The organism is Pseudarthrobacter sp. HLT1-7 (genome assembly GCF_059383435.1).
Genome location: NZ_JBWZCH010000003.1, coordinates 220381 through 244426, shown reverse-complemented (window position 1 = coordinate 244426; position 24046 = coordinate 220381). Strand labels below are relative to the sequence as shown.

Below are 24046 nucleotides of genomic sequence, written 5' to 3'. Positions count from 1 at the left end.
AGGGCGGACCGATCTGTGGTGGGGGCCTGTGAGGGCCAACCGCCGCGTGACTGCACTGGCGCTGATAAAGCCGGGCCCCCGTGGCCGAGGACTGGTGTCCGGTGGTGGGACATGATTCTCCTAAGTCAAACAGTGATGTACGAAGTACATGTCGATCACTATAACCCATACATAGATGTTCGAGATAGAGCAAAAGAAGAACTTGGCGACTGCGATGCCCTGCGCGCGGCGTGGCACAACGTTCAGAATGTACTTGTACACGGATGTTTGACATAGCATGGTGCCATGGCGAAACAACCGGAGGACCGAACACGTCGAGCGGATGCCGAGCGCAATCGCGCCGCCATCAGGGAGGGGGCGGTCACTTGCCTTTCTGTGGACCCGAGGGCCAGCATGGCCGAGATCGCCCAGGCCGCAGGCGTCGGACGGGTGACGCTCTATGGTCACTTCTCGTCCCGGCGGGAACTCGTCGACGCGATCGTAGAACAGACGGTGCGCGAGGCTGAGGCACAGCTCGCTCCCTTGTCACTGGAATGCGACCCGAGCCAGGCGCTTGAACTTCTGGTCACAACGTCATGGCGAGTACTCGTCAGATCCCATGGCTTGCTGGCCGCCGCAGAGCAGGAGCTGGGCCCCGATCGCATCCGTCACCATCATGACGAAACGATGTTGCGGGTGGGCCGGCTCATCGAGCGTGGGCAGGCTGAAGGGGCGTTCCGGTCTGATCTGTCCGCCGCATGGTTCACCGCGTGCTTCTTTGCCCTCCTCCACGGCGCGTCAGCGGAAATCCGCGCCGGGAGGATTGACGACCGTGAAGCAGGGTCGGCCATTTCGACGACAATTCTTGCCTTGGTAGCCAAACCAGTTGCCGCTCCGCGCCGGACCTGAGCAGCGGAAACAATATGCCACGGTGATCCCGGGCATGACATTCGTCATGGGACTGGACCGAGACCGCCCAGCGCGCCTCGCTCCCCCCGGGCACGGTCCGGAACTACCTCTCGTCGGCGGCCTCCAAGCTTGGCGCGGCAAACCGTCACGAGGCCGTGCATGTCGCTCGCGTCCATGGCTGGATCCGAGTCGGCAGGAGTCAGGTCCAGCAACGCTCCGTCCCCGCCAAATGTTCAAGGGGAGTGAACCCCGGACGGCATTGACAGTCATCATTCCGATGTGCAACAACCACTCCGACTGGTGGTGTGGCGCAATGGCTACGTCGGTCTCCTCGTGGGTATGAACGCATGGGGGTTCAGCTCTCGACGAGTCATCGTACATCGCGAGGTGCCCACCCGAGGTCGATTCAACCCGCGGGAAGCCTGCTTGCTACCCGCTCTCATCGATAAGCGCGAACCTCATCGCCTACTGGAGTGAAATGAACTACCAACGAGTTGGAAACGCTCTAGCAGCTCTTTTGTTTGTCGTTGTTGCGGTGGTGAATTATGCGCAAAACGACTCAGGAATAGGCACTATATTCCTAATCTTTGGAGCAGTCTTCTTGGGGCTCGCGCTCTCGCCTAAAAAACGAAACTGACTATCGATTAGGACCCTCAGGGTCGCGTCTGCTCCGGCGCCGAAGCTCGACGTCGGCACGGAGTCGTTGCGGAAGTGGATCGAGGGCCGGTGCTGATGACCTTGCGCCTGTTACTCGCGGCGGCGTCCATCGCGGACTGCGGCGAGTCAGTCCATTCCTGCCTCAGTTCACCGAGTCAGAGGCGAGGGTTCCGCCGCCGAACCAGCTGGGCCGTTCCCCACGCGCCGGGCGCTCGGCAACGGAGCAGCCGCGGGTGGCGTGCACGGTAGAGAGTTCTTCCAGGCCGTACTTCGTCTCCAGGGGCCGACAGGTTTTCTGCGCCCGGCTGTAGTCGCCGTGCGTGGACGCTTTGGTTCCGTCTTCACGGACCAGCGACACCGCAATGTGGATGTGGTGGTTGCCGTTCTCGCTGGTGCCGTTGCTCCTTCTTGGCCGCATCCCGCTGCATGTTTTTGACGCGGACCTCGACGCCGAACGTCCTGCGCGGCTGGTCCAGGTGCTTGGCAATGACCAGGGCATCGTCACAGTCCAGGACGCCGTCGTCGTACCAAGCCATGATCGCACCGTCGCCGGCCAGGAGGTGAGGATCGCTATGCGCGTTCTTCGTCTTGTCCGTATCGGTCGATGCAAGGTAAACCATCAGAGCGCCCATGCGGGAACCGCGTGTGGCGTGGCTGGCGATCTGGTTCACGTAGTTCGATACACGGGCCAGCAACATGTGAAACGCCATCAACTCAGCAGCAGCGGCGTTGCGCTGAGCCGGAGTTTCAGACGCCTCCGAGAGCGCAGCAGGGATCAGCAAATTGGGAACCGTCACATGCTCCCGGGCGGCGCAAGCAACGAGGGTGGCTTGCGCCCGGCAGGCAGCATCGTCGGCGCCAGGCGCGGCGGGAGAGTCTAGAATCGTGCGGAGACCCGGGCGACCTGACCGGCACAGCGCATTGGATGGCGGAGCAGGCATGGACAGCGGTGGTAGGGAAGCAGGGATTGAAGCGAAAAGCGGCACTGCGCCAGTTGTCCGCCACGGGCAGCGGGCCCACCGGGGGAGTAGTGCGTTCCTGGCGCTGGGCATGGCCGCTGTACTCGCAGGCTGCAGCGTGGGAGTCCCCGACCCTGCCGCGCCCCAAGCGATTCCGGCAACCTCCACCCTGGCCACCCCCACCGTTACCCCCGGCCACGACTCCGCGGCCATCGCCGCACGGGACATGCCCTTCGCCGCCGGGGAGAGCCTGGCCGCCGGCGTGGCCGTCCAGCTCTCCGATGGGCTCCGCGAGGCCCCCGGATGGACGCCCGGTAAGCAGAATGTGGCCGGCGTCAGCGAATATCTGAAGGCAGACGGCTGCGTGGTTTCAGCCAGGGTGCGAGTGAACCAGGGAGCGCTCGCCGTCGCGGGGGATGACAAGGCGTCCACCGAGGCGCTCTTCCAGTACTTGGACCCAAGCATCCTTTCGTCCTTCCTGTTGCCGGGCTCCCTGCGCTGGGGCGGCGAAACGGGCAAGCCCGCCCCGAGCGTGGAGGTGCTGGTATTCGACAGCGGCGCCGGCGCCGACGGACGGTCAACCGCCGTCTACTCCCGGCTCTTCAGCAAGGCGGGCTCCTCCGTCTACGTCTCCGTCTCATGCCCGGACGCCGCCAGCCTCGCGGCGGCTCGGGCCGACGTCGCGGCCCGCCTCGCCGTCGTGCCGCCCTCGGACTGAGCCGGACCGGACCGGGCCAGACCAAGCCGGACCAGGCCGCACTTTGCCTCCGGCCGCCCACCGTCAGGAACGGTTCACCGGGCCCACTTCAGCGCCGGCCTGTTCAGCGGCGGCGCCCCGTGCTGTGGGAATGGAACAGGCAATTAAGCAATGAATATTGTTTTTAGAGTTAGGCTGAAGTTATGATCCGAGCCCCCTGGACCCGCAGGATTGCGGCCGTCGCCTCCCTCGGTGACGAGAGCCGCAGGAAGCTGTTTGATTTCGTCGCCACCGCCCCGGAAGCCGTCAGCCGCGACGACGCCGCAGCTGCGCTCGGCCTGCCCAGGAGCACAGCCTCCTTCCAGCTGGACCGGCTGGTGCAGGACGGGTTGCTGGCGGTGGAGTTCCGGAAGCTGGGCGGCAGGGTTGGGCCCGGCTCCGGCCGCCCGGCCAAGCTGTACGCGGCCGCCGTCCAGGAGATCGCCGCCTCCGTGCCGGACCGCAACTATGACCTGGCCGCCGAGCTGATGGTCTCAGCTATCGAGGAATCGGCGGCCGACGGCGGTTCCGCCCGGGAGGCGCTGGTCCGGGCCGCGTTTGCCCGCGGTCAGGCGACGGCCAGGGCGGCAACCGGCGGCGCTGGCGGAGCCACGTTCGCCGAGTTCCTCGCCGCCGAGGGGTACCGCCCCGAGATCGACGGCGAAGGAGGCCTGGTGCTGCTGAACTGCCCCTTCCGCCGGATCGCCGAAGGCCATACCGGGGTGGTCTGCACCATGAACGGCGCCTTCCTGGGCGGAGCCGCGGCCGGCTGCGGCCTCGACCCGGTCCGGGTGCAGGCGCTCGACATCGAGAATTTCCGGGCTGGCGGAACCGCACGGCCGGCGCAGTGCTGCGCCCGGATCAGGCCACCGCAGGAGCCGGGTCTTTAGGAACGCCGGCGCGCTGCGGCGGGTGCCGCGAGCCTGGCCTGCCCCCTGATGCCGGTCAGCAGCACGCCCGCTATCACCAAGAGCCCGCCGGCGATCTGCACGAGGCTGAGCGGCGTCCCCAGCGCCACCGTGATGACGGCCGTGAAGACAACTATCAGGTTGAGGTAGTTCCCGGCGGTGCCCGGCGGGGTTGTTTTCAGCGCGAGGTTCCAGAACAGGTAGGCACCGAGAGACGGGAACACGGCAATGTACGCCAGCGACCAGCCCTCGGCCGGGGTATCCGGAAACTGCACCTTCATGGCGAGCGCGAAGGGTGCCAGAGTTACCGTCGCTATCACCACCTGCACGGCGGTGGCCGCGATGGGCGGAACGTCCAGCCTGCGGGCGATGATCGTGTAGCAGCCCCAGACGACGATCGCGCCGATCATCATGACTTCACCGATATTGATGGACAGGCTGAAAACGCGCTGCAGCTCGCCCCTGGTCAGGACCAGCAGCACGCCGAGCAGTCCGAGGCAGATGCCAAACCAGCCCAGGCGCGTGGTCCGCTCGCCGAGCACGACGATCGCCATAACGACGATCAGGGCCGGATTCGCGGCCGTGATCAGGGAGGCATTCATCGCGGAGGTGTAGCCGAGCGCACCGTACAGCAGCAGGGTGTAGCCGCTCATGCCCAGCACACTCAAGAGCAGCAGCACTGGCCAACGGCGCAGCACCGAGCGCCAGTCCGGCTTCTCGATGAAGTGCGCCAGGAGCAGCAGCGGCACGGCGGCCAGCGTCCAGCGCCAGAACGTCAGGTCCAGGGGGGTCATCGAGGCGACGGCGGCCTGGCCCACCACGAAATTGCCGGACCAGAACAGGGTGGCCAGCACAAGGTACAGGGACGCTTTCACCGCTCGAATGTACACCAGTACCGGGTCCTGCCCGTCAGCTCCTCCCCATGCCGGCGCGGGTAGGCGCGGGTAGAATTGCCCTGTGCCCGTATACCTGGATCATGCCGCAACCACCACCCTCGCTCCGGAGGCCCTGGCTGCGCTGACGCGCGAGCTGGCCCGGACAGGTAACCCCTCTTCGCTGCACGGCGCGGGCCGCCGCGCCCGCCGCGCCGTGGAGGACGCCCGCGAGGTCCTGGCCGCGGCGGCCGGGGCACACCCCTCGGAGGTCATCTTCACGTCCGGCGGTACCGAGGCGGACAATCTCGCCGTCAAGGGGCTGTACTGGGCCCGCCGCGCCGAGAACCCGGCCCGCACGCGCATCCTGTGTTCCGCCGTCGAGCATCACGCGGTGCTGGACGCCGTGGAGTGGCTGGAACGGCACGAGGGTGCCGAGGTCAGCTGGCTGCCGGTGGATGCCAGCGGGGTCGTAGATCTTGCGGTCGTGGCGGCCGAGCTGTCCCGCGATCCGGCGTCCATCGCGCTGGTCACGGTGATGTGGGCCAACAACGAGGTGGGCAGTATCCAGCCGGTCGGCAGGATCGTGGAGCTGGCACACGCGGCCGGCGTGCCGGTGCATTCCGACGCCGTCCAGGCCTTCGGCTCCGTGCCCGTGGACTTCCGCGGCACCGGCCTTGACGCCATGACCATCTCCGGGCACAAGATCGGCGGCCCCGTCGGCGTCGGCGCTCTCCTGCTGGGCCGCGCAGTGAAGCTGACCCCGGTCCAGCACGGCGGGGGACAGGAACGCGACGTCCGGTCCGGCACCCTGGACACTGCCTCGATCGCGGGCTTCGCCGCGGCCGCCGGAGCCGTCACCGCGAAGCTGCCCGGGGAGGCCGCACGGATCACCGCGCTGCGGGACCGGCTGATAGACGGCGTCCTCGCGGCGGTGCCCGGGGCCGTGCTGCGCGGAGCCCCGGGGGCCGGTCGGCTGCCCGGCAACGCGCACTTCACCTTCCCCGGCTGCGAGGGCGACTCACTGCTCTTCCTGCTGGACCTGGCCGGGGTGGAATCCTCCACCGGCTCGGCGTGCACGGCGGGGGTTCCCCGGCCGTCCCATGTGCTGCTGGCGATGGGCCTGGACGAGGACACGGCCAGGGGTGCCCAGCGCTTCAGCCTGGGCCATTCCTCTACCGGGGCCGACGTCGACGCCCTGCTGGCCGCGCTGCCCGGCGCCGTCGCCCGCGCGCGCCTGGCCGGGATGGCGGGACACGAGTCCACCATCCAGACCGCCGGAACGGTCGCCCGTGAATCTGCCCGTCAGGCCGCCGGTCAGGCCGCCGGCAGGAGCTGATCCAGCGGGACGGCCGGGTCCGCCAAAACATCAGGGCGCAGCGCCGATTTTGAGGTGATGAGTGACTTGATCATCTTCTGCGGCTTGTCGGACCGCGGCCAGTTCACACTCATTCCAGCCACCACGCGGCCCTCGCGCTGCCAGAACGCAAGGAATTCCCTGGCCTCGAGCGAGCCGCGGATGGTGGGCGGCCCGGTGATCAGCGTCGGGAAGCCGGAGTACTCCATGCTGACGTCGAACTGGTCGGTGTAGAAGTAGGGGACCGTGTCCAGCACGGCGTCCTGGCCCAGCATGGCCCTGGCGGCGACCTTGCCGCCGTTGAGGGCGTTGGACCAGTGCTCGCTGCGGTGGTGCTCACCGGTGAACGGGTGCAGGGCGTTGGCAACGTCGCCGGCCGCGAAGATCCCGGCCGCGGACGTCCGCAGCGAGGCGTCCGTGAGGATGCCGTTGTGCAGCCCGATCCCGGCGGCCGCGGCCAGTGAAACCTCGGGGACCACCCCCACGGCCATGACCACCAGGTCCGCGGGCAGGACCTCGCCCGCGTCGGTGACCACGCCGGTCACCCGGCCCGCCCGGCCCGTGATCTCGGCGGCCGAGGCGGGGAGCCGGAAGCGGACGCCGTTGGCCTCGTGCAGCGAACGGAAGAACCCGCCCAGCCCGGGGCCGATCGCCGCGCCCAGGGGCACCTCCTCCAGCCCCAGCAGGGTCACAGTGTTGCCATAGGCGCTCGCCGCTGCTGCCAGTTCCATGCCGATCCAGCCCGAGCCGATCATCACCACGTTCCGGCCGCCGCCGTCGAGCTGCTGGCGCAGGCGGCGGCTGTCCTCCACGGTCCGGAAGGTGCCGACCCCATCAAGGTCGCTGCCCGGCACCGGAATCGCCCGGGGCCGTGAGCCGGTGGCCAGCAGCAGCGAGGCATACTCCAGCCGGCTGCCATCACCGAGGCCCACGGTGCGGGCGGCCGGATCGAGGGATGTGACGGGGCTACCCAGCCGCAGTTCGACGCCGTTCTCCGCGTACCAGCCCGCCGGCACCACCGGCAGGGCGTCGTCCTGCGCCTGGCCCAGCAGGTACTCCTTGGACAGCGGCGGCCGCAGGTACGGGTGGTGGGTCTCTTCGGCCAGCAGGACCACCGGCCCGGCGAAGCCTTCCGTGCGCAGGGTCTTGGCGGCTATGGCGCCGGCCAGTCCGCCGCCGACGATCACGATATTCTCAACAGCCATGTCCGCTCGATTCCCGCTGGTGCGTGCTTCGTTTTCTAAAACCGGTAATCCTGACGCTAGAAGCGCGGCGCGGTCCCGTCAAGGCCTTTTGGGCAGGATTCGGCGTGGCGATAGAATAGGGCGGCAGGCATTGCGTTGTCCCTGCGGCCCCAGCCGTGAATAGCAGCCGTCACCAGCATCCTTGAATAGCAAGCCGTGAGCAGGCCGCCGTGCACTCCGGCGGCGGCCAGCGGCCGGCACTGTCTGCCGCACCCCGAACCCTAGAGAAAGCCAGTATGCGAGTTCTTGCAGCCATGAGCGGCGGCGTTGATTCCGCCGTTGCCGCCGCCCGCGCCGTCGAGGCGGGACACGACGTCGTCGGGGTCCACCTGGCGCTGTCCCGGATGCCCGGCACCTTGCGAACCGGCAGCCGCGGCTGCTGCACCATCGAGGACTCCCGCGATGCCTGGCGGGCCTGCGACGTGCTGGGCATCCCCTACTACGTCTGGGACTTCTCCGAGCGGTTCAAGGAGGACGTGGTCCAGGACTTCATCGACGAATACGCCGCCGGGCGCACGCCCAACCCGTGCATGCGCTGCAACGAACGGATCAAGTTCGCCGCGCTGTTGGAGAAGGCGATCGCGCTGGGCTTCGACGCCGTCTGCACCGGCCACTACGCCAAGGTGATTTCCGACGCCGACGGCAACCCTGAGCTGCACCGCGCTGCGGACTGGGCCAAGGACCAGAGCTATGTGCTCGGCGTGCTGACCCATGAACAGCTTAAGCATTCCATGTTCCCGCTGGCGGACACCCCGTCGAAAGCCGAGGTCCGGGCCGAAGCCGAACGCCGCGGGCTCTCCGTGGCCAACAAGCCGGACAGCCACGACATCTGCTTCATCCCCGACGGCGACACGGCCGGCTGGCTGGCTGAGAAGATCGAGATGACCACCGGCGACATCGTGGACGAGTCCGGCGCGAAGGTCGGCGAGCACCCCGGCGCCAACGCCTTCACCGTCGGCCAGCGCCGCGGCCTGAAGCTGGGCACGCCTGCCGCCGACGGCAAACCGCGCTTTGTGCTCGAAATCCGGCCGAAGGAAAACAAGGTGGTGGTGGGGCCCGGGGCCCTCCTGGCCATCGATGAGATCCGCGGCATCAAGGTCTCCTGGGCCGGGCTGCCGATCGCCGAGGTGCCCACCGGCGAGGAATTCGACTGCTATGCCCAGGTCCGTGCCCACGGGGATCCCGTGCCCGCCAAGGCGCACATGGAACGCGCGGACGCGAATGACGACGGGACTGGCGGGACAGGTGTGACTGGCGGGACAGGCGCAGACGCCACCGGCGGCGAGCACGGAAATCTGGTGGTCATGCTGGCGGAACCGCTGCGCGGCGTGGCGCCCGGCCAGACGGTGGTCCTCTACCAGGGAACCCGCGTGCTTGGGCAGGCCACCATCGACACGGCCCGGTCGCTGCAGCGCGCGGCGCTCTAACAAGCGGTGCACTAACTGGCAGGGCACCAACAAGCAGGCACTGATCGCAGGAGCACCGCACATATTCGATGTGCGGTGCTCCTGCCGTCTTAACGCGCGTTCCCGGTTTCCGGGCGGCTGCGAACTGCCGGAATCCGGGCAGGATCGCTGAAGATAGTGATGAATTCCACCGGTTCGTGTAAATTTTGTGTCTCATCTCACAGGATGTGACGATTCACCGCGTGGTGTCTGGTTGAATCTAGGAATCAGGACAGCGTGCAGCCCGCCGAGTCATGAGCAGAATCGTCTCCGGGCCGCGCACCAGTACTCATCGAACAGAAAGTTCACAGATGGCAATGAACAAAAACGCCCTGCAGAGCGCCATCGCGCTCGCCGGGGTATCCGCCTTCGCACTGACCGCCTGCACGGGCCCTTCCGGCGGCGGAACAGCGACCGGCAGCGCAGCCGGCGGAGGCAACATCACCTACGGCACCACTGACAAGGTGGTTACCCTCGACCCGGCCGGTTCCTACGACGCCGGCTCCTTCATGGTGATGAACCAGATTTACCCGTTCCTCATGAACTCGAAGCCGGGGACGGCTGATGCCACCCCGGACATCGCCGAGTCCGCTTCCTTCAGCACCCCGACGGAGTACACCGTCAAGCTCAAGTCCGGACTCAAGTTCGCCAACGGCCACGCGCTGACGTCCTCGGACGTCAAGTTCTCCGTCGACCGGATCGTCAAGATCGCCGACGACAACGGCCCCTCGTCCCTCTTCAGCAACCTGGCCTCGGTCACGGCCAAGGACGATTCCACCGTGGTCTTCACGCTGAAGGCCGGCAACGACCAGGTCTTCCCGGGTGTCCTTGCCGCCAACGCCGGACCCGTCATCGACGAAGAGGTGTTCCCGGCCGACAAGCTGATGAGCGACGACGAGATCGTCAAGGCCAAGCCCTTCGCAGGCCAGTACACGATCGAAAGCTACAAGAAGAACGAGCTCGTCAGCCTCAAGGCGAACCCCGACTACAAGGGCCTGCTCGGCAAGGCCGCCAACGACAGCGCCACGATCAAGTACTACGCCGACTCCAACAACCTGAAGCTGGACGTCCAGCAGGGCAACATCGACGTCGCCGGCCGCAGCCTGACCGCGACCGACGCCGCCGATCTGGAGAAGGATGCCAAAGTCAAGGTCCACAAGGGCCCCGGTGGCGAACTGCGCTACATCGTCTTCAACTTCGACACCATGCCGTTCGGCGCCAAGGCCCCCGACGCCGATCCCAAGAAGGCTCTCGCGGTCCGCCAGGCGATGGCCAACATCGTTGACCGCGACGCCATTGCCAGCCAGGTCTACAAGGGCACGTACCTGCCCGCGTACTCGGTTGTTCCCGACGGCTTCGTCGGAGCCATCAAGCCGCTCAAGGACATGTACGGCGACGGCAGCGGCAAGCCCAGCCCGGACAAGGCCAAGAAGGCCTTCACCGACGCCGGCGTCACCGCTCCGGTCACCCTGAAGCTGCAGTACAACCCGGACCACTACGGCAAGTCCTCGGGCGACGAGTACGCCATGATCAAGGAGCAGCTCGAAAAGTCGGGCCTGTTCAAGGTGGACCTGCAGTCCACCGAGTGGGTCACCTACTCCAAAGACCGCACCAAGGATGCCTACCCGGTCTACCAGCTCGGCTGGTTCCCGGATTACTCCGATGCAGACAACTACCTCACGCCGTTCTTTATCCCCGGCAACTTTCTGAAGAACCACTACGAGAACTCCGCCGTCACCGAGCTGATCGGCAAGCAGCTGACCACCGTAGACAAGACGGAACGCGAAAAGGTGCTCGGCGAGGCCCAGACGGCCGTCGCCAAGGACTTGTCCACGCTGCCGCTGTTGCAGGGCGCCCAACTGATGGTCGCCGGCAAGGACATCAAGGGTGTTGAGAAGACCCTCGACGCTTCCTTCAAGACCCGTCTTGGTGTGATTTCCAAGTAGGTCCAATTCCCCATCCGGTTCTGACCAGCACGAAAGGCGGGGCGCCAGCACGGCGCCCCGCCTTTTGTGCTGGGACAGGACACACAGATTCCCGGGCTCCTTGGCTCCCGGAAACACACATTTAGGTACCAATGACAACACTTATTGAGGCGCCGCCAACCGACGCCGACGGCCTCCTGCCGTCGAAGAAGAAGTCGTCCGGCGGGGGACTGGGCCAATACATCCTGATCAGGTTTTTCCTCATCTTTCCGACCATTCTCATCCTGGTCACCATGGTGTTTTTCCTGATGCGGATCACCGGCGATCCCATCACGGCAGCCCTGGGCGGCCGGCTCCCGCCGGAACAGCTGCAGGAGCGCATCACCGCTGCCGGCTATGACCGGCCCATCCTCGTGCAGTACTTCGAGTACCTCGGACAGCTGATCACCGGCAACTTCGGCACCACGCTGTCCGACAACCGCAGGGTCTCGGAAATGCTCACGACCTACGGCGCGGCTACCCTGGAACTCTCGATCAACGCCGTGCTCGTGGCGCTGCTTGTCGGCATCCCGCTCGGCATGATCGCCGCACACCGGCGTGACAAGGCCGCCGACGCCGTGCTGCGCATCTTTGCGATCCTCTGCTACGCCACTCCGGTCTTCTTCGCCGGGCTTCTGCTCAAGCTGACGTTTGCGGTCTGGCTGGGCTGGCTCCCGGTGGCCGGACGCGCCAAGACCTCGAGCGAACTGGCCCTCACCGCCCTGCAGGCCCCGACCGGCATCTACTGGCTGGATGCCATCCGCAGCGGAAACGTAGCCGCCTTGGGTGATGTGGTGGCGCACGCCGTGCTGCCGGCCCTGGCCCTTGGCCTGCTGACCGCCGGCATCTTCCTGCGCCTGGTCCGGACCAACGTGATCGGCACCCTCGGCAAAGACTATGTGGAGGCCGGCCGTTCACGCGGCGTCAGCGAATTCCGCCTCGTCACCAAGCACGCCTACAAGCCGGCCCTCATTCCCATCATCACCGTGATGGGCCTGCAGATTGCCGTCCTGCTGGGCGGTGCCGTGCTGACCGAGACCACCTTCGAATGGAAGGGCCTCGGCTTCCAGCTGGCCACCTACCTGACGGCCCGCGACTTTGTCGCCGTCCAGGGCATTGTGGTCCTCCTGGCAGTGATCGTGGCCGTTACCAACTTCATCGTGGACATTGTCGCCGCGCTGATCGACCCCCGCGTGAGGTACTGACATGAGCACCGCTCCCACAATCGAAACCGGCGCGGACCGCCGCGCACCCTGGTTCCGGCGTCTGCCGGTCATCTCGCATTTCAACAAGAGCGTCGGACTGCAGCGGGGTATGCTCGTCGCCGGACTCGTCCTGACCGGTATTTTCCTGCTGACCGCGATCTTCGCGCCGCTGATTGCCCCCTTCGGCTTCTCCCAGATTTCCGACGCCGGCGGAAGCTTCCCGGCGCAGGAGGCCCCCGGCGGCAAACACCTGATGGGTACCACCGTGGGCGGCTACGACGTCTTTTCCAGGGTCGTCTGGGGCGCCCAGACCGCCATCCTGGTGATCATCGTGGCCGTGGTCATGTCGATTTTCATCGGCGTTGCATTGGGCCTGATCAGCGGCTACCTCGGCGGCTGGCTGGACCGGATCCTCGTGGTGATTGCTGACGCCGTCTACGCCTTCCCGTCGCTGCTCGTCGCAATCGTCATGGCGATCGTGATCAGCGGTGGCCGGTCGAGTCTGTGGGGCGGAATCCTGGCAGCGGCGATTTCCATCACCGTCGTCTTCATCCCGCAGTACTTCCGCGTCATCCGGGCCGAGACCATCCGGCTCAAGGCCGAACCGTTCGTGGAATCGGCAAAGGTGGTGGGTGCCTCCAATATCCGCATTATGCGCCGTCACGTGTTCAAGAACGCCACCCGTACCCTGCCGCTGATCTTCACGCTCAACGCCTCCGAGGCCATCCTTACCCTGGCCGGCCTGGGCTTCCTCGGCTTCGGCATTGAGCCGACCTCGGCCGCGGAATGGGGCTTCGACCTCAACAAGGCGCTGGCGGATACCACCTCAGGTATCTGGTGGACGGGGGTGTTCCCGGGCCTGGCGATCGTCCTCACCGTGCTCGGACTGACGCTGGTCGGCGAGAGCATCAACGACCTCAACGATCCCCGGCTGCGGGGCCGTAAGGCAGCCTCCGCCGGAAAAGGCGGCCCCGATTCCACCACCGCCGCCACGGCAGCAACAGCAGGAGAAGTGAGAAGTTCATGACCACCAACATTGACAAGCGCGGCACAGGCGCCGGACCTGTCCTGGACATCGACCACCTCAAGGTCACCTTCGCCACAGACGCCGGCGACGTCTACGCCGTCAAGGACGTGAGCCTGGCGGTCAACCCCGGCGAAGTGGTGGCGATCGTGGGCGAATCCGGCTCCGGCAAGACCGTCACCGCTAAGACCATCCTCGGACTGCTGCCGGACACCGCCATCAGCTCCGGAGCGGTGCTGATCAACGGCAACAACGTGATCAGCGTCAGCGCCGCGAAGCTCCGGCAGATCCGGGGCCGGGACGTGGCCATGGTCTTCCAGGAACCGTCCACCGCGCTCAACCCCGTCTTTACCGTGGGCTGGCAGATCGCCGAGGGCATCCGCGCCCACGCCGGCCACGGGGGAGCCGGTAAGGTCAGCGCCAAGGAAGCCAAGTCCCGCGCGGTCGAGGCGCTCCGCAAGGTGGGTATCCCGGATCCGGAAACCCGGGTCAACTACTACCCGCACCAGTTCTCCGGCGGGCAGAAGCAGCGCGTGGTCATTGCCGCGGCGCTGGCGCTGAACCCGGGGCTGATCGTCGCCGACGAACCCACCACCGCCCTGGACGTGACCGTGCAGGCCGAAATCCTGGAGCTACTGCGGGATCTCCGGGACAAGTACGGTACCTCGATTGTGCTCATCACCCACAACATGGGGGTGGTGGCCGATCTCGCCGACCGCGTCGTCGTGATGTACCAGGGTGACGTCGTCGAAGAGGCGTCCTCGCGGGTTCTCTTTGCCGACCCGAAGCAGGACTACACCAGGAAGCTCCTGGCCGCGGTTCCGCACCTGGGCCGGAACTCGGCCTCGGAAGGCATGACCGAGCGCGCCCACCAGGGCGGGGAGGTCCTTGTCGAGGCCAGGAACCTGACCATCGAGTACCCCGGCCGGCTGGGAAGCCCCGCCTTCAAGGCCGTCGACGGAGTCAGTTTCACGCTCTCGGAAGGCGAGGTGTTCGGGCTCGTTGGCGAGTCGGGATCGGGCAAGACCACCATCGGCCGGGCCATCGCGGGGCTGAACCGGACCACGGGCGGAAGCCTGCAGGTGCTGGGCTACGAGATGCTCAACCTCAAGGAACGCACCTTCAAGCCGCTGCGCAAGCAGATCGGCTTCGTGTTCCAGGACCCGGCGGCGTCCTTCAATCCGCAGCTGACCATCGGCGACTGCGTCGCCGAGCCGCTCATCATCCACAGCAACCCGACGCCGGCGCAGGCACGCCAGCGGACCCGCGAGCTGCTCGAATCCGTGCAGCTGCCGGCGTCCTACGCGGAGCGGTTCCCGCACGAACTCTCCGGCGGGCAGCGGCAGCGCGCCTCACTGGCGCGGGCGCTGATCCTGAACCCGAGGCTGCTGATCGCCGATGAGCCGACGTCGGCCCTCGACGTCTCGGTCCAGGCGAAGGTGCTGGAGCTGTTCAAGGAGCTCCAGGCCGAGTTTGGGTTCGCCGCCCTGTTCATCAGCCACGACCTCGCCGTCGTGGATATCCTGTCCCACTGGGTCGGGGTGCTCTACAAGGGCAAGCTGGTGGAGCAGGGCCTGGGTAGCCAGGTGATGGGCAATCCGCAGCACGCCTACACGAAGAAGCTCATTGCGTCCCTGCCGGTTCCCGACCCGGATGAGCAGGCCCGGCGCCGGGAGGCATTCCGCGAGGTGCTCCACAGCTAGACCGCCGCCGGGGATCCGCTGGCCGGACATGCCCACCGTTCGCTTCCACGCGGGATACCTCCACAACCATGGATCTTCCTGCTTTCACCGGCGTCACGTCAGGTGGGACTCCAGCGGTTCGCCAAAGATGGCCGCTTTGGGGCGTCCCGGTGCGCCGGTATGACGCTCCTGCCCAGTTGCTTCCGCGCGCACCGGCCGGCACCCGCGGGATCCTGCGGAATTCTGCGGTTCCCGGGGGCCGAGACGGGTTCCGGAACGGAGTAACTGGGCTGGAACGTCGTCACCCGGGGAGCAAGGACGAACGCAGCAGCTCCGCCACTGGACATGCCCAGCGGCGGGGGCTTCGTGGTTTTGGGTCGGCAGGTCCTTCGTGGCAAGGGGGGCAACGGGGCGGCCACCATGCCGTCGATTTGCCACAGATGGCCGGGATGACGGCCCTTATACCGGCCATTTGTGGAGAATGGGCGCACTCAAACGCACTCAAACGCACTCAAACGGCACCACCGGACGGCGCACCCGAACGGCTCCCGCCAGGTGTGCCCGGACGTGACGATCATCGAAGAGAAATCGATGGCGCGCCTGGCAATCCGCCCCGACTCATGGCCTCTCTGCGGAAACTGGCCATCACCCTCTGCCGGATAGCCAAGACACCAACATTGCGGAAGCCACCAGACGGTGGTGATGGTGATAGGCCGTCGGCCGGAAACGCCAACAGAACCTTCAAATCCGCCAGAATCAAGCCACTGGCCACGATTTTGCAGCAGTCATGGGGCAGGCGCCCGCACATGCCGCCGGGAAAGCGCCCGGCAACGCTTCGGGAAAGCGCACCGGAAGGCCCCGGGGCAGGCTCCCGCACCAGCCGGCCCGGGCCGCGTTGAACGGTTTGGAACCGTGGGGTACCTAGACTGGGTCAATGACCGAGCAGAACCAGACTCATCCCGACGCCGACGCCGACGCCGACACTTATGACCCCGGGGCCAGCTCACTGGCCGGTCAGGTGGATCCGGCGGTGATGGCGGAACTGCTGTCAATCCGCTCCAGCATCGACAATATCGATGCCACCCTCGTGTACCTCCTCGCGGAACGCTTCAAGGCGACGCAGAAGGTCGGATTCCTCAAGGCTGGGCACAAGTTGCCAGCCGGCGACCCGGGCCGGGAAACCGCCCAGATCGCCCGCCTGCGCCGGCTGGCCGCCGAGGCGCACCTGGACCCGGCCTTCGCCGAGAAATTCCTGAACTTCATCATCGGGGAGGTCATCCGCCACCATGAGGCCATCGCTGAGGACCACGAGGCCGCAGCCCAGGCCGCCAGTTCCCAGACCGCCAACGCCCAGAGACGCGTCTCCGCGGACCCTGCCGTGTCCGAGGAAGCCTAGCCGTGGCCGCCCCCAAGCGTCCGGAGCCGGTCGAGGTCACCGCCACCGCCCTTGGCCCCTGGCCCGGAGAGGACCCGGTCGAGGCGGCACGGATCATCCGCGGCGAACTCGGCAGCCCCCATCTGCCTTTCCTCGCCGAGCTCCCGGACCGCGGCGTCGGATCGGACGCCCTCGGCCGGACCGCCTCCCTGCTGGTGGACCTGTCCGTCGACGTGCAGCCGCATGGCTGGCGGATCGTGGACCGGCCCGGCCAGGATCTGAAGCGGGCGCGCTCGGCCCTCTCCACCGACATCAACATCCTGGCCGACGTGATCGGAGCGGAGGACACCCCCGCCACGGACATCAAGATCCAGCTGCGCGGCCCGCTCAGCCTCGCTGCCGGCCTGCATCTGCACAACGGGGAGCGCGCCCTCCTCGATTACGGCGCCCGCCGCGACCTCGCGGCTTCCCTGGCGGCGGGTGCCGGCAGCTACCTCAGCCGGGTTGCCTCGGCGGCACCCGGGGCCCGCATCGTGGTCCAGATCGACGAGCCCGAGATTGCGTCCGTGCTGGCCGGCACCATTCCCACTTCCAGCGGCTACCGGACCCTACGCTCGGTGCCAGGCCAGGAAGCCACCGACTCCTGGCAGCTGGTCATCGACGCGCTGCGGGCAGCCGGGGCCGTTGAAACCGTCGTCGCGGTCGCTGAAATCGAGGCGCCGTTTGACCGGATCCTCGCGGCCGGCGCGGACGGGATCGCCGTGCCGCTCCGTGCTCTCACCTCCCGCCAGTGGGAGCAGCTGGCCGGCGCGGTGGAGGGTGGCAAACGGCTATGGACCGGAGCCCTGGACGTGGCCTGGCCCGCCGCGGCGCTGCCCCGCGTTGCCGACGTCGTCGAGTCCGTCTGGCGGCCGTGGCGGCAGCTCGGCCTGCCGGCGTCCACGCTGGGCGCGTTGCGGGTCACGCCGTCGGCCGGGCTGGAGGGGCATTCGCCTTCCGCCGCGACCGCGGTGCTCGCGCGGCTGACCCAGGTGGCCGACGGGCTCAACCAGCTTGCCCTCGGCTAGCCGTTCTCGCCAGCCATAAGCCTGTGCCGGAAGCCTGCGCGCGAAAGCTCCGCCGTCAGACGCGCCGCTCCCAACGGTCCGGACGGGCGCGCTCGGGAAGGTAGCCCGGGGCCGTGATGCCGCCGGGGTAGGGCTCCAGCCGGTAATCGAAGTGGCCGGCATAGACCAGCACCAGGCCGATCTGCGGCTGGATCACCTTGACTTGGATCCGGTGCTTGCCTGTGCCGCCCTCGCCCGGCTCCCACCACTGCTCGGCGTAGGCCTTGGCATCGAAGGCAGCGGGCAGCGGAATCCGCAGCGGCGCCAGGAACAGCCGGGAAGACTCCGAAACACCGCGCAGCCTGCCGCCGGCGGTGACGCTGAGGTTGAGGTCCGTGACGAGCCGGCGGTACCGGCCGACATAGTCCACCAGCCCCCGTCGACTGCCCGAATCGTCGAAGCTGGTGGTGTCGTGGAAGAGCCGGGTGGTGCCGGGGAAGAAGATCTCCCGCCGGGCCGTCAGGCTGGACCGGCCGAACGGGTCCAGATGGGCGTGGTTCTCGATCCGGAACGGGATACCTTCGCCGTATTCCGGGAAGAAGGACTGCTCCCTGCTGGCGAGGCGCAGCAGCGGACGCAGCCAGCGCTGCCGGCAGCCGACAACCTCGAATACGCCCTCGCCCACACCGTAGTGGCCGGATCCCGGGACGAGCGAAAAATAGGTTTGCAGTTCCGGCTGCAGGCGGGCAAAGTCGCGGCCGAGCGCGCGCTCGTAAATCGGGGTGCTCACGGGATCCTCCTGGTCATTCCGCTCATCCTGGCCGGACAAGTGCCTGTCCACAGCATGCAGGACAGTCCGCGGATTGTCACAGCCGGGCCTGCCGATTGTCACAGCCGGGCCTGCCGCGGCCGCGTCCGGCAAGGCGGACACACCGGCGCGCGGGCAGACCGGCCCGCCCGCCAGCCTCGGCGCACGCCATGCCGGTGAAGCGCCGAATACGACAAAGCCAATTCAATAGGGGAATATATAACTATGAAGGCACGCATTCTGGTAGTGGACGATGACGAGGCGCTCGCCGAGATGATCGGTATTGTGCTGCGCAACGACGGGTTCGAACCCGTCTTCTGCGCTGACGGCGGGCAGGCCCTGGAAGTTTTCCGTTCCTCGAAGCCGGACCTTGTGCTGCTGGACCTGATGCTTCCCGGCATCGACGGCATCGAAGTGTGCCGCCAGATCCGCGCCGAGTCGGATGTGCCCATCGTCATGCTGACGGCGAAGTCCGACACCTCCGACATCGTGCGGGGCCTGGAATCCGGCGCCGATGACTACGTGCCGAAGCCCTTCAAACCCGCCGAGCTTGTGGCCCGTGTCCGTGCGCGCTTGCGCCCGGGCGACCAGAAGGCGCCGGAAACGCTGCGCATTGCGGATGTCACCATCGACGTCGCCGGCCACCTCGTCAGCCGGGGCACCGAGCGGATCTCGCTGACTCCGCTGGAATTTGACCTGCTGGTGGCCCTGGCCCGCAAGCCCTGGCAGGTCTTCACCCGGGAGCTCCTGCTGGAGCAGGTCTGGGGCTACCGCCATGCCGCCGATACGCGGCTGGTCAATGTGCATGTCCAGCGGCTGAGGTCCAAGATCGAACGTGACCCGGAAGCCCCCGAAGTCGTATTGACGGTCCGTGGTGTTGGTTACAAAGCAGGTTCCTGACCCCTCGGACGGCACGCCTAGGGTGCCGGGCGGGCAGGCGCTGCCGGCGAGCGGCGCCCGCACTCCGGCTGGCACACGGGAATCTGACTATGCGGCGCCCGCCGTCGGGCCTGACGCCGCACCGCCCGCCGTCGGGCCTGACGCCGCAGCTGAACCAGGCGCCAACCCTGGGCAGCACCCTGCCGCCGGCGTAACTCCGGGCGCTCAGTCCGTGGCGTTCCGAACCCGGATCTGGGCCCGCCGGGCCCGCGTGGTGGGTGTGCGGGTCGCACGGCTGGTGCGCACCGGTGTGGCCGGACTGGTGCCCGGCAGCCGGCACGTGGTGCGTGCAGTGCACCGGAAGTGGCGCCGGTCCCTGCAGTTCCGGACGGTGCTGACCACGCTGATGCTCGCCATCGCTTCATTCGCCGTGGTGGGAGCGTACTTGTCCAACCAGATCGCCAACAACCTCTTCCAGGAGCGTCTCGCCCAGGCAGAGTCGGAGACCCGCTACAACGTCAAGCAGGTCCAGGACACGTTCGACGGCGCGCAGGTCACTGACCAGTCCAGCGTGATCACCCTCGTCTACGACACCCTGAACGCCGTCGAGGGCCGCGGATCGGTGATCCAGCGCTACGTCTTCGAAGCGATGCCCGAACAGACTAAACCCCGGAACCGCTGGGTCGAATCCCGGGCCTCGGACCAGCTCACTATCAGTGTCATTCCTGCCGAGCTGCGCACCGCCGTGCAGGATTCGGGCAAGGAGCAGTTCTGGGCGTCCACGGAGTTCCCGGTGGGCACCCAGGACCGGCCAGGCATCGCCGTGGGCAACAAGGTCACCTTCAACGGCACCGTCTACGAGCTCTATCTCATCTACGACCTCAACACGGCCCAGAAGACCCTCGATGAGATCCAGAACGTCCTGCTCGCGGGCGCCGCGGCGCTCGCGCTGATGATCGGCGCCGTCGCCTGGTATGTGACCCGGAACGTCGTCAGCCCGGTCAGCCATGCCGCTCTGGTCTCCGAAAAGCTGGCCGCCGGACAGCTGCAGGAGCGAATGGTGGTCAAGGGCGAGGATGAGGTGGCACGCCTCGGCGCCTCGTTCAACCACATGGCCGCGAGCCTCCAGGAGCAGATCACCCAGCTCGCCACCCTGTCCCAGATGCAGCAGCGCTTCGTTTCCGACGTCTCCCACGAACTGCGCACCCCGCTGACCACTGTTCGGATGGCCGCCGAGGTGCTTTACGACGCCCGCGAAGAATTTGACCCGATCAATAAACGTTCCGCCGAGCTGCTTTACCATCAGGTGGAGCGCTTCCAGTCCCTGCTCGCGGACCTGCTGGAGATCTCCCGCTTCGATGCCGGCGTTGCCATGCTCGACGCCGAACCCACCGATATAGTGCAGGTCATATCGCATGTGCTGGACGGCGTGGCCCCGGTCGCCGCCGAGTACGGCTCCAGGGTCACGCTGAATGCCCCCGCCGAGAGCATCATCGCGGAGATGGACGACCGGCGGTTCGACCGGATCCTGCGCAACCTCGTCCTGAACGCCCTGGAACACGGCGAGGGCCGGCCCGTGAGCATCTCCGTGGCGGCCAACGACACGGCTGTGGCCGTTGCCGTCCGGGACCACGGAATCGGCATGAGCCAGGCCGAGGCAGCCCGCGTCTTTGACCGCTTCTGGCGCGCCGATCCGGCCCGCGCCCGGACCACCGGAGGCAGTGGCCTGGGCCTGTCCATCGCCGCGGAGGACACCAAACTCCACAACGGCTGGCTCCAGGCTTGGGGGAAGAAGGGGAGTGGCGCCAATTTCCGCCTGACGCTCCCGCTGCACCAGGGCGGGATCATCACCAAGTCCCCGCTGCAGCTGGAGCCCGCCGACGTCGGGATCCCCGGTACCGGACGGGAACGGACCCTAGTCCTGCTGGACCCTTCGGTCCCGGAGCCGCGCCTTGCCGTCGGGAAGCAGCGCGGTGACGGGCTGCCCGACGTTGAGGGCAATCCCGACGGCGGCGTTCCCGACGGCGGCGCTGCCACCGGTACAGCGGACGCCGGCTCCACCGGGTCGACCGGCGCCGGAACGAAGGAGTGGTCATGAGTGAAGGCTCGAGCAAGCTCACCCGCGCCGGCGTAGCGCTGCTGGCGGTCCTGTTGGTGCTGCTGACGTCCTGTGCCCAGATTCCGCGCTCGGGACCTGTCGGCAAGAGTACGGACGAGAGCGCCGGGAACCCCAAGAATGCCCCGGTGTTCTTCCCGTCCGCGCCGCGCCCGGGCGCCGGGCCTGAGACGGTGATCGAGGACTTCTACCTCGCCGGCAGCGGCTACGAGGACGACTACGCGGTGGCCCGCCAGTACCTCACCCAGGCATCGTCGGTCACCTGGAAACCCGACCAGCGGGCGCTCGTCTTCCGGTCCGCCCGGGTGGTGCCCACCGGCGTCGACAATGTCTTCAACTATGAGCTGGACCTTGCATACACGGTGGATGCGGACGGCATCGCCACCCAGCTGCCCGAGGGGACCAAGGAGAACATTCCCGCCACGCTGACCCAGGTGGACGGTCAATGGAGGATCGCGCAGATCCCGGACGGGACGGCAATCCCGGAGGAAACCTTCAAAGTCATCTACGGGGCCTATCCAATCTATTTCTATGACCCCACCTTCACCTATGCGGTCCCGGATGTCCGGTGGTTCATCGCTAAGAAGACCGTCAAGGCCATGACCAGCGCCCTCCTCGGCGGACCCGCCCCCTATCTCAAGGGCGCCGTCGTCAGCGCTTTCCCCTCCGGCATCAGGCTGGCCCGCGAATCGGTCCCGGTGGTCTCCGGCGCCGCCCAGGTGGACCTCACCGCCAAGGACCTCGTGGAGGCCTCGAACGAGGACCGGCTGCGGATGCAGACCCAGTTGGCCCTGACCTTCCGCAGCCAGCCCGACGTCATCAACGTCGAGCTCCGCGCCAACCAGGACCTGGTCCGCGTCGAGGACAACGGATCGGTCCTGCCGCCGATCCGGGACACGAACGTCCCATCGCACCAGATTGCCGTCAGCAAAAACGACCTGGTCCGGTACGAAAACAACCGGATCTCCCCGCTGCAGGACATCCAGTCCGTCTCCGCTCTGGCACCACGGGCGCCCGCGGAATCCCCCCGCTCGCAGTCGGCGGCGTTCCTGGACGCGGCCCGGACCACCCTGTACTCCATCGTGCCCGGCCAGCCCGCCAGGGCGCTCTCCACCCGGACCAGTCTGACCGGGCCCTCGTTCGACCGGTACGACTGGGTCTGGACGGCCGGCCCCGGGGCCAGCGGCGCCACCGAAGTGATTGCCTACCGGCCCGTCGGCGTGGCTGAGGCCGCCCCGGTGCCGGCCGTGACGCTGGCGCCCACCTGGCTTGCCGGCCGGATCATCAAGGAGTTCAGGGTATCCCGTGACGGCGCCCGGGCCCTCGTCATTACCGAGCAGAACGGCAAGACGAGGGTACAGGTGACGGGCGTCGTCCGGGCGGCAGACGGCACGCCGAAGGACCTCACCGCGCCGATGACGCTGCTGACCTCCCGGGGGGCCGACCAGGGCGTGTGGGTGGACGACACCACGGTCGCCGTGATGAAGGGCTCCGCGGGTGAGAGCGTCACTCCCGAACTGCTGTCGCTCGCTTCCGCCACGCCGCAGCAGCTGGCGCCGTGGCCCGGGCTGACCGCCCTGAGCGCAGGCAACGGCCCCGAGGAAATCTTCGCCCAGTCCGCGGACGGCATTTTCCAGCGGCTCGGAAACGGCTGGTCGCCGCAGCTCAAGGGCCCGATCGATCCGTCCTTCCCGGGCTGAGCCGTCCGCGGACGGCCCGACCCGATTTTTCTGAGAGAGCGGGTTTCCACTGAGGGTTGTGCCCAGAAGGTTGTGGACGGCGGGTTGTCCACATAGGGCCCGCAGCGGCTTCCGGGGTTCCCGGCGCCGGAGGGAACCTTGGCGTATGAAGACACCCGGGCAGCCGCATGTCGGGGACAGCGGCACCGGCGACGGCACCGACGTGGACCCGGATCTGGTTCCGGCGGCACTGACGGCGGCTAAACACCGCGGAGACTACCGCCGCCCGCTCCTGCGGATGGCGGACCGGGCCGGCGCGGCGGCGGCTGAGCTGCTGGCTCTGGCGGTACCGGTGGACTGCGTCTGCTGCGGCGCGGAGGACCTGGCCCTCTGCGGCGGCTGCGAGCGGCAGGTCCGCCTCCTGACCCGAACGCCCTTCAGGGCGGAGGCGCAGGCACCCGCCCTGATGGACGTGGACGGCTCGGTACTCCTAGCTGTCGTGGCCGCCGGCGCCTACCGCGGGGAGCTGGCGCAGGCCCTGCTGTCCTTTAAGAGCCACGGCCAGGGGCAGCTCGGGGATGTGCTGGCAAGGGGCCTCGCGCGCGCCATCAGGGCTGCGGCGGAGGATGCTGAGGGACTGGTGCTGGTCCCGGTACCCACGAGCGGCGGCGCCTACCGGAAAAGGGGCTTCAGCCCGGTCCACCTCCTGCTTGGCCGGCTCGGTAGGGGCAGCCCCGCGGGGGAGTTCAGCGGATTCACCGTCGTCGACGCCCTGCGCAAGGCCGGCCCCAGGGCCCAAACCCGGCCACGTGACCTGGCCGGAACGCTGAGCGGATCGCTGAGCGGGACATTGACAGGAACAGTGGCAGGGACCGGGGCGGGACCGGCCGGCGGGCAGAAAGGCCTCGGGCGGGGAGCCCGCGGGCAACGGGTGCGCGGATCCATGCGGGCCAGGGGAGGACTGCGCCCTCCGGACATCCGCGGCCGGCACTGCATCATTGTTGACGACGTGTTGACCACCGGGGCAACGCTGGCCGAGGCGGCCAGGGCGGTGCGGGCAGCGGGTGGCCTGGTCAGGGGCGCCGTCGTCCTCGCCGCGACACGCCCGCCGGTTGCAATGGAGTTCGGTGCCGGTGGCCGCACGGGGGCTGAAGCGACGGGCGGCAAGGAAAAAAATAAACCAAAAAAGGATGAATAAGAGA

At 67.4% G+C, this 24046-nt stretch carries 20 protein-coding genes; 15 read left to right on the top strand and 5 right to left on the bottom strand.

Features of this window, described 5'->3' with window-relative positions; all coding sequences use genetic code 11:
• Positions 1–285 precede the first annotated feature (285 nt).
• The gene (locus AC50X6_RS04780; protein WP_494965112.1) at positions 286–888 is read left to right on the top strand and encodes a TetR/AcrR family transcriptional regulator; all 603 of its coding nucleotides are present in this window, start codon (positions 286–288) and stop codon (positions 886–888) included.
• A 799-nt stretch (positions 889–1687) separates the two neighbouring features.
• Here AC50X6_RS04780 and AC50X6_RS04775 read toward each other — a convergent pair.
• Both AC50X6_RS04775 and AC50X6_RS04770 read right to left on the bottom strand, forming a co-directional pair.
• A complete protein-coding gene (locus tag AC50X6_RS04775) occupies positions 1688–1963 on the bottom strand; it encodes a relaxase/mobilization nuclease domain-containing protein (RefSeq protein WP_494965111.1) in 276 nt (91 codons plus the stop codon).
• Positions 1887–2342: a hypothetical protein gene (locus AC50X6_RS04770; protein WP_494965110.1), complete on the bottom strand. Its 456-nt coding sequence runs from the start codon at positions 2340–2342 to the stop codon at positions 1887–1889. The genes AC50X6_RS04775 and AC50X6_RS04770 overlap by 77 nt, the downstream gene beginning before the upstream one ends.
• Positions 2343–2595: 253 nt before the next feature.
• Between AC50X6_RS04770 and AC50X6_RS04765 the strand changes: the two genes are divergently transcribed.
• On the top strand, positions 2596–3222 hold the full coding sequence (locus AC50X6_RS04765; protein WP_494965109.1) for a hypothetical protein: 627 nt from the start codon (positions 2596–2598) through the stop codon (positions 3220–3222).
• A 182-nt stretch (positions 3223–3404) separates the two neighbouring features.
• Positions 3405–4130, top strand: coding sequence for a helix-turn-helix transcriptional regulator (locus AC50X6_RS04760; RefSeq protein ID WP_494965108.1), 726 nt, complete (start codon positions 3405–3407; stop codon positions 4128–4130).
• Here the strand turns inward: AC50X6_RS04760 and AC50X6_RS04755 are convergent.
• Positions 4127–5023: a DMT family transporter gene (locus tag AC50X6_RS04755; protein ID WP_494965107.1), complete on the bottom strand. Its 897-nt coding sequence runs from the start codon at positions 5021–5023 to the stop codon at positions 4127–4129. The genes AC50X6_RS04760 and AC50X6_RS04755 overlap by 4 nt on opposite strands.
• Before the next feature lie 82 nt (positions 5024–5105).
• Between AC50X6_RS04755 and AC50X6_RS04750 the strand changes: the two genes are divergently transcribed.
• Entirely contained in the window at positions 5106–6359 is a 1254-nt protein-coding gene (locus tag AC50X6_RS04750) for a cysteine desulfurase family protein (RefSeq protein ID WP_494965106.1), read from the top strand.
• Here AC50X6_RS04750 and AC50X6_RS04745 read toward each other — a convergent pair.
• Positions 6338–7582, bottom strand: a complete 1245-nt coding sequence (locus AC50X6_RS04745) for an NAD(P)/FAD-dependent oxidoreductase (RefSeq protein WP_494965105.1) — start codon at positions 7580–7582, stop codon at positions 6338–6340. The genes AC50X6_RS04750 and AC50X6_RS04745 overlap by 22 nt on opposite strands.
• Positions 7583–7857: 275 nt before the next feature.
• Between AC50X6_RS04745 and mnmA the strand changes: the two genes are divergently transcribed.
• From mnmA to AC50X6_RS04710, 7 genes are all read left to right on the top strand, one after another.
• On the top strand, positions 7858–9048 hold the full coding sequence (gene mnmA / locus AC50X6_RS04740) for a tRNA 2-thiouridine(34) synthase MnmA (RefSeq protein WP_494965104.1): 1191 nt from the start codon (positions 7858–7860) through the stop codon (positions 9046–9048).
• Between the two features lie 329 nt (positions 9049–9377).
• Entirely contained in the window at positions 9378–11012 is a 1635-nt protein-coding gene (locus tag AC50X6_RS04735) for an ABC transporter substrate-binding protein (protein ID WP_494965103.1), read from the top strand.
• Between the two features lie 131 nt (positions 11013–11143).
• Complete coding sequence (locus AC50X6_RS04730; protein ID WP_494965102.1) at positions 11144–12235, top strand: ABC transporter permease; 1092 nt, start codon at positions 11144–11146, stop codon at positions 12233–12235.
• A 1-nt stretch (position 12236) separates the two neighbouring features.
• A complete protein-coding gene (locus tag AC50X6_RS04725) occupies positions 12237–13262 on the top strand; it encodes an ABC transporter permease (protein ID WP_494965101.1) in 1026 nt (341 codons plus the stop codon).
• Positions 13259–14962 carry an ABC transporter ATP-binding protein gene (locus AC50X6_RS04720; protein ID WP_494965100.1) on the top strand — a complete coding sequence of 568 codons (1704 nt, stop codon included), beginning with the start codon at positions 13259–13261 and terminating at the stop codon, positions 14960–14962. The genes AC50X6_RS04725 and AC50X6_RS04720 overlap by 4 nt, the downstream gene beginning before the upstream one ends.
• 913 nt (positions 14963–15875) lie before the next feature.
• Positions 15876–16337, top strand: coding sequence for a chorismate mutase (locus tag AC50X6_RS04715; protein ID WP_494965099.1), 462 nt, complete (start codon positions 15876–15878; stop codon positions 16335–16337).
• A gap of 2 nt (positions 16338–16339) precedes the next feature.
• Positions 16340–17383 carry a uroporphyrinogen decarboxylase/cobalamine-independent methonine synthase family protein gene (locus AC50X6_RS04710; protein ID WP_494965098.1) on the top strand — a complete coding sequence of 348 codons (1044 nt, stop codon included), beginning with the start codon at positions 16340–16342 and terminating at the stop codon, positions 17381–17383.
• Positions 17384–17438: 55 nt separating this feature from the next.
• Here the strand turns inward: AC50X6_RS04710 and AC50X6_RS04705 are convergent, their stop codons facing one another.
• Positions 17439–18152: a DUF4166 domain-containing protein gene (locus tag AC50X6_RS04705; protein ID WP_494965097.1), complete on the bottom strand. Its 714-nt coding sequence runs from the start codon at positions 18150–18152 to the stop codon at positions 17439–17441.
• A gap of 243 nt (positions 18153–18395) precedes the next feature.
• Here AC50X6_RS04705 and mtrA point away from each other — a divergent pair, with 243 nt between their 5' ends.
• The 4 genes from mtrA to AC50X6_RS04685 all read left to right on the top strand — a co-directional run bounded on the left by mtrA (position 18396) and on the right by AC50X6_RS04685 (position 24042).
• Positions 18396–19070: an MtrAB system response regulator MtrA gene (gene mtrA, locus AC50X6_RS04700; RefSeq protein ID WP_326965679.1), complete on the top strand. Its 675-nt coding sequence runs from the start codon at positions 18396–18398 to the stop codon at positions 19068–19070.
• A 211-nt stretch (positions 19071–19281) separates the two neighbouring features.
• On the top strand, positions 19282–21147 hold the full coding sequence (gene mtrB / locus AC50X6_RS04695) for an MtrAB system histidine kinase MtrB (protein ID WP_494965096.1): 1866 nt from the start codon (positions 19282–19284) through the stop codon (positions 21145–21147).
• The gene (locus AC50X6_RS04690; protein ID WP_494965095.1) at positions 21144–22865 is read left to right on the top strand and encodes an LpqB family beta-propeller domain-containing protein; all 1722 of its coding nucleotides are present in this window, start codon (positions 21144–21146) and stop codon (positions 22863–22865) included. Before mtrB ends, AC50X6_RS04690 begins: the two co-directional genes overlap by 4 nt.
• A 145-nt stretch (positions 22866–23010) precedes the next feature.
• Positions 23011–24042, top strand: a complete 1032-nt coding sequence (locus tag AC50X6_RS04685; RefSeq protein ID WP_494965094.1) for a ComF family protein — start codon at positions 23011–23013, stop codon at positions 24040–24042.
• Positions 24043–24046: the final 4 nt, after the last annotated feature.

Bases quoted from the DNA above. Each gene is read 5' to 3' on its own strand.
- AC50X6_RS04775 (WP_494965111.1), bottom strand. From the start codon at position 1,963: ATGCGGCCAAGAAGGAGCAACGGCACCAGCGAGAACGGCAACCACCAC.
- AC50X6_RS04690 (WP_494965095.1), top strand. From the start codon at position 21,144: ATGAGTGAAGGCTCGAGCAAGCTCACCCGCGCCGGCGTAGCGCTGCTG.
- AC50X6_RS04720 (WP_494965100.1), top strand. From the start codon at position 13,259: ATGACCACCAACATTGACAAGCGCGGCACAGGCGCCGGACCTGTCCTG.
- AC50X6_RS04715 (WP_494965099.1), top strand. From the start codon at position 15,876: ATGACCGAGCAGAACCAGACTCATCCCGACGCCGACGCCGACGCCGAC.
- AC50X6_RS04745 (WP_494965105.1), bottom strand. From the start codon at position 7,582: ATGGCTGTTGAGAATATCGTGATCGTCGGCGGCGGACTGGCCGGCGCC.
- mtrA (WP_326965679.1), top strand. From the start codon at position 18,396: ATGAAGGCACGCATTCTGGTAGTGGACGATGACGAGGCGCTCGCCGAG.
- AC50X6_RS04760 (WP_494965108.1), top strand. From the start codon at position 3,405: ATGATCCGAGCCCCCTGGACCCGCAGGATTGCGGCCGTCGCCTCCCTC.
- AC50X6_RS04780 (WP_494965112.1), top strand. From the start codon at position 286: ATGGCGAAACAACCGGAGGACCGAACACGTCGAGCGGATGCCGAGCGC.
- AC50X6_RS04685 (WP_494965094.1), top strand. From the start codon at position 23,011: ATGAAGACACCCGGGCAGCCGCATGTCGGGGACAGCGGCACCGGCGAC.
- AC50X6_RS04735 (WP_494965103.1), top strand. From the start codon at position 9,378: ATGGCAATGAACAAAAACGCCCTGCAGAGCGCCATCGCGCTCGCCGGG.
- AC50X6_RS04725 (WP_494965101.1), top strand. From the start codon at position 12,237: ATGAGCACCGCTCCCACAATCGAAACCGGCGCGGACCGCCGCGCACCC.
- AC50X6_RS04730 (WP_494965102.1), top strand. From the start codon at position 11,144: ATGACAACACTTATTGAGGCGCCGCCAACCGACGCCGACGGCCTCCTG.
- mnmA (WP_494965104.1), top strand. From the start codon at position 7,858: ATGCGAGTTCTTGCAGCCATGAGCGGCGGCGTTGATTCCGCCGTTGCC.
- AC50X6_RS04765 (WP_494965109.1), top strand. From the start codon at position 2,596: ATGGCCGCTGTACTCGCAGGCTGCAGCGTGGGAGTCCCCGACCCTGCC.